We start from the raw sequence: 3966 nt of genomic DNA, 5'->3' as shown, positions 1-3966 counted from the left end.
GGCCAGGGGAGCGGCGGGGGGCGGCGCCCGCGGGGGGTCCCGCCGCGGCCCGTACGATGACATCACGTCGACGCGGCGATGCGTCCGGTCCCGATCGTCCGCCCGGGGCGCCCCAGGGGTGCATCCGGCCTCTCCCGGTTCCGGTTCCCGCATCCGTCGCGGCGCCCAGGACCAGTCACGGGCCCCGTGCCCACCGCCTACGAAGGGGCCACACGCCATGGCGATCACTCGGGGCGAGGTGGCTCACCTCGCCCGCTTGGCGCGGGTGTCGGTGACCGGCGACGAGCTCGACGCGCTGGCACCGCAGCTCGAGGCGATCCTGTCCGCGGTCGCCCGAGTCTCCGAGATCGCCGCCGCGGACATCCCGCCGACCAGCCACGCCGTGCCGTTGACCAACGTCTTCCGGCCGGACACCATCTGCCCGTCGCTGCCCGTCACCGAGGCCCTGGCCGGTGCCCCCGCCACCGAGGACGGGCGGTTCCGGGTGCCCCGCATCCTCGATCCGGACGAATGAGGTCGCCGCCCGCATGACGGAGAACATGACGGAGAACCCGACACCTCCCGGCACGACCGACGTCGTGCGCCTGTCCGCCGCCGCGACGGCGGCCGCGATCGCCGCCGGCAGGCTGAGCGCCGTCGAGGCGACCCGGGCGGCGTTGGACCGCATCGCCAAGGTCGACGAGACCGTCCACGCCTTCCTGCACGTGGACGCCGACGGCGCGCTCGCCGCGGCCCGGTCGGTCGACGACCGGCGCGCGGCCGGGGAGCGCCTCGGGCCGCTCGCCGGGGTGCCGTTGGCGCTCAAGGACGTCTTCACCACCCGAGGGATGCCCACCACCTGCGGCAGCCGCATCCTTGAGGGTTGGCACCCCCCGTACGACGCCACGGTGGTGAGCCGGCTGCGGGCCGCGGACGTCGTCCTGCTGGGTAAGGCCAACATGGACGAGTTCGCCATGGGCTCGTCAACCGAGAACTCGGCGTTCGGGCCGACCCGCAACCCCTGGGATGTCACCCGCATCCCCGGCGGCAGCAGCGGCGGCAGCGCCGCGGCCGTCGCCGCCTTCGAGGCGCCGCTCGCCCTCGGCACCGACACGGGCGGTTCCATCCGTCAGCCGGCCGCCGTCTGCGGTCTGGTCGGGGTCAAGCCCACCTACGGCGGGGTCAGCCGCTACGGGCTGGTCGCCTTCTCCAGCTCGCTGGACCAGGCCGGCCCGCTGGCCCGCACGGTGACCGACGCGGCGTTGCTGCACGCCGCGATTGCCGGCCACGATCCTCTGGACTCCACGAGCGTCGACGCGCCGGTTCCCGCGGTCGTGGCGGCGGCACGGCAGCGCGACATCCGCGGTATGCGGGTCGGCGTGGTCCGCGAGTTCGCCGGCGACGGGTACGACCCGGGGGCCGAGGCCGCCTTCGCTGCCGCGGTCGAGGCGCTGACGGGCCTGGGCGCCCAGGTCATCGAGGTGAGCTGCCCGCACTTCAGCTACGCGCTGCCCGCCTATTACCTGATCGCGCCCAGCGAGTGCTCGTCGAACCTGGCTCGCTTCGACGCGATGCGCTTCGGGCTGCGGATCGGCGACGACGGCCGGGCCGGGGCCGAGGAGGTCATGAGCCGCACCCGCGAGGCCGGTTTCGGCCCGGAGGTGAAGCGGCGGATCATCCTGGGCACCTACGCCCTGTCCTCGGGGTACTACGACGCCTACTATGGCCAGGCGCAGAAGGTCCGTACGCTGATCAGCCGCGACTTCACCGCCGCGTTCGAGCAGGTCGACGTCCTGGTCTCGCCCACTACCCCGACGCCGGCCTTCCCACTGGGCGCGAAGGTCGATGATCCGGTGGCCATGTACCTGTCGGACCTGTGCACGATCCCGTCCAACCTCGCGGGCGGCCCGGCGATGAGCCTGCCGTCCGGGCTCGTGGACGGGCTGCCGGTGGGTATCCAGATCATGGCGCCGCCGTTCGCCGACGACCGGCTCTACCGGGTCGGCGGGGCGCTGGAGGAGGCGTTGGACGCCGAACGCGGCCATCCGCTGCTCGACGAGGTCCCGGCGCTGTGAGCGGGCGCCCGGCAGTCTCGCGGGTCATCCGTGTTCCGGGGGTGGCGGCCGCGGTGACGGGCCGCCGGCCGCGAGGGAAGGGCGGGAAACGGCGATGGTGAGCCTGCGCAGCGGCCGGCAGGACCGGTTCCTGGTGGGCGTGGTGTGGCTGCTCACCGTGCTGGTGCTGGGCCTCGGTATCGCCACGCTCAACCCGGTCCTGCTCCTCTGGGGAGTGCTCGGCCTACCGGCCGCGGTGTTCCTCACCTACGTGCACGTCCGCGACACCCGCCCATCCAGCGATCCATGAGGAGTTCATCCGGTGAGCACAGTGGCTCCCGCCGGCGCGCTGCCGTCCTACTCCGACGTTCTGGCCCGCTACGAGCCGGTGATCGGCTTGGAGACGCACGTCGAACTCGGCACCGCTTCCAAAATGTTCTGCGGCTGCGCGACGGCCTTCGGTGCCGAGCCTAACACCCAGGTCTGCCCGGTGTGCCTCGGGCTGCCGGGTTCCCTGCCGGTGGTGAACGAGGCGGCGGTGCGTTTCGCGGTCATGATCGGACTCGCGTTGCACTGTGAGACCGCGTCGTGGTGCCGGTTCGCGCGCAAGAACTACTTCTATCCCGACATGCCGAAGAACTTCCAGATCAGCCAGTACGACGAGCCGCTGTGCACGAACGGCTGGCTCGACGTGGAGGTCGAGGGCGAGGTGCACCGGGTGGGCATCACCCGGGTGCACATGGAGGAGGACACCGGCAAGTCGCTGCACGTCGGCGGCGCCACCGGCCGCATCCACGGCGCCACCCACTCGCTGGTCGACTACAACCGGGCCGGCATCCCGCTCGTGGAGATCGTGACCGAACCGGACGTGCGTTCCCCCGAGGTGGCCCGGGCCTACGTGGACGAGTTGCGGGAACTGATCCGGGCGCTCGGCGTCTCCGACGTCCGGATGGAGCAGGGATCGCTGCGCTGCGACGCCAACGTCTCGCTGCGCCCGCGGCCGGCGCCCGGCGGCCCGGACGCTCCCTTCGGTACCCGCACCGAGACGAAGAACCTCAATTCGCTGCGGTCGGTGGAACGCGCGGTGCGCTACGAGATCACCCGGCAGGTCGCGTTGCTCGACGACGGCCGGCGCATCATCCAGGAGACCCGCCACTTCGACGAGGCGTCGGGCCGCACCTCGTCGGGCCGGTCCAAGGAGGAGGCCACCGACTACCGGTACTTCCCGGAGCCGGACCTCACCCCGTTGGCCCTGCCCGCGGAATACGTCGAGCGGCTGCGGGCTGGCCTGCCGGAGCTGCCCGCGGCGCGCCGGGCCCGGCTGATCGCCGAGCACGGCTACACCGCGCGGGATCTGCAGGACCTGCGCAATGCCGCGGTCCTCGACCTGGTCGAGGAGACCGTCGCCGCCGGCGCGGCCCCGGCGACCGCCCGTAAGTGGTGGCTCAACGAGCTGGCCAGGCGTGCCTCGGACGCCGGTCTCCAGCCGCGCGATCTTAAGATCACCCCGGCCGATGTCGCCCGGATCACCGCGCTGGTGGCCGCGGGTGAGCTCACCGACGCGCTGGCCCGCAAGGTCATCGACGGGGTGCTCGCCGGTGAGGGCGCGCCCGACGAGGTGATCGCCGGCCGTGGGCTGGCGATCGTCGCGGACGACGGCGCGCTCACTGCGGCCGTCGACGCGGCGCTCCTCGGCGCCCCCGACATTGCCGAGAAGGTCCGCGGCGGCAAGGTGAACGCCGTCGGCCCGCTGGTGGGCGCGGTGATGAAGGCGATGAAGGGCCAGGCGGACGCGGCGACCGTGCGGCGACTGCTGCTGGAGCGCCTCGGCATTTCCTGACACCGCTTCCCGGCCCTCGCCTTCCCCTGCCCTCGCTTTCCCGGCCCTCGCCCGCCCGATCCCCGATTTTTCGTATTTCAGATGGTTCGCAGG

General features: G+C 72.6%; 4 protein-coding genes. All 4 read left to right on the top strand.

Going from position 1 to position 3966, the window contains the following annotated elements; translation table 11 throughout:
- Positions 1 to 217: 217 nt before the first annotated feature.
- The 4 genes from gatC to gatB all read left to right on the top strand — a co-directional run bounded on the left by gatC (position 218) and on the right by gatB (position 3873).
- Positions 218 to 514, top strand: coding sequence for an Asp-tRNA(Asn)/Glu-tRNA(Gln) amidotransferase subunit GatC (gene gatC / locus AC08OU_RS23370; RefSeq protein ID WP_462188741.1), 297 nt, complete (start codon positions 218 to 220; stop codon positions 512 to 514).
- A gap of 13 nt (positions 515 to 527) precedes the next feature.
- Positions 528 to 2054: an Asp-tRNA(Asn)/Glu-tRNA(Gln) amidotransferase subunit GatA gene (gene gatA / locus AC08OU_RS23365; RefSeq protein ID WP_476605820.1), complete on the top strand. Its 1527-nt coding sequence runs from the start codon at positions 528 to 530 to the stop codon at positions 2052 to 2054.
- A 94-nt stretch (positions 2055 to 2148) separates the two neighbouring features.
- Positions 2149 to 2343, top strand: a complete 195-nt coding sequence (locus tag AC08OU_RS23360) for a hypothetical protein (protein WP_476602204.1) — start codon at positions 2149 to 2151, stop codon at positions 2341 to 2343.
- A 12-nt stretch (positions 2344 to 2355) separates the two neighbouring features.
- Entirely contained in the window at positions 2356 to 3873 is a 1518-nt protein-coding gene (gatB, locus tag AC08OU_RS23355; protein WP_476602205.1) for an Asp-tRNA(Asn)/Glu-tRNA(Gln) amidotransferase subunit GatB, read from the top strand.
- Positions 3874 to 3966: the final 93 nt, after the last annotated feature.

The sequence above is a fragment of the Frankia sp. CcMO1 genome, from assembly GCF_977945845.1.
This window is presented reverse-complemented; position numbering and strand designations above follow the sequence as displayed.

Coding starts and splice junctions, on each gene's coding strand:
- gatC (WP_462188741.1), top strand. CDS start 218: ATGGCGATCACTCGGGGCGAGGTGGCTCACCTCGCCCGCTTGGCGCGG.
- gatA (WP_476605820.1), top strand. CDS start 528: ATGACGGAGAACATGACGGAGAACCCGACACCTCCCGGCACGACCGAC.
- AC08OU_RS23360 (WP_476602204.1), top strand. CDS start 2,149: ATGGTGAGCCTGCGCAGCGGCCGGCAGGACCGGTTCCTGGTGGGCGTG.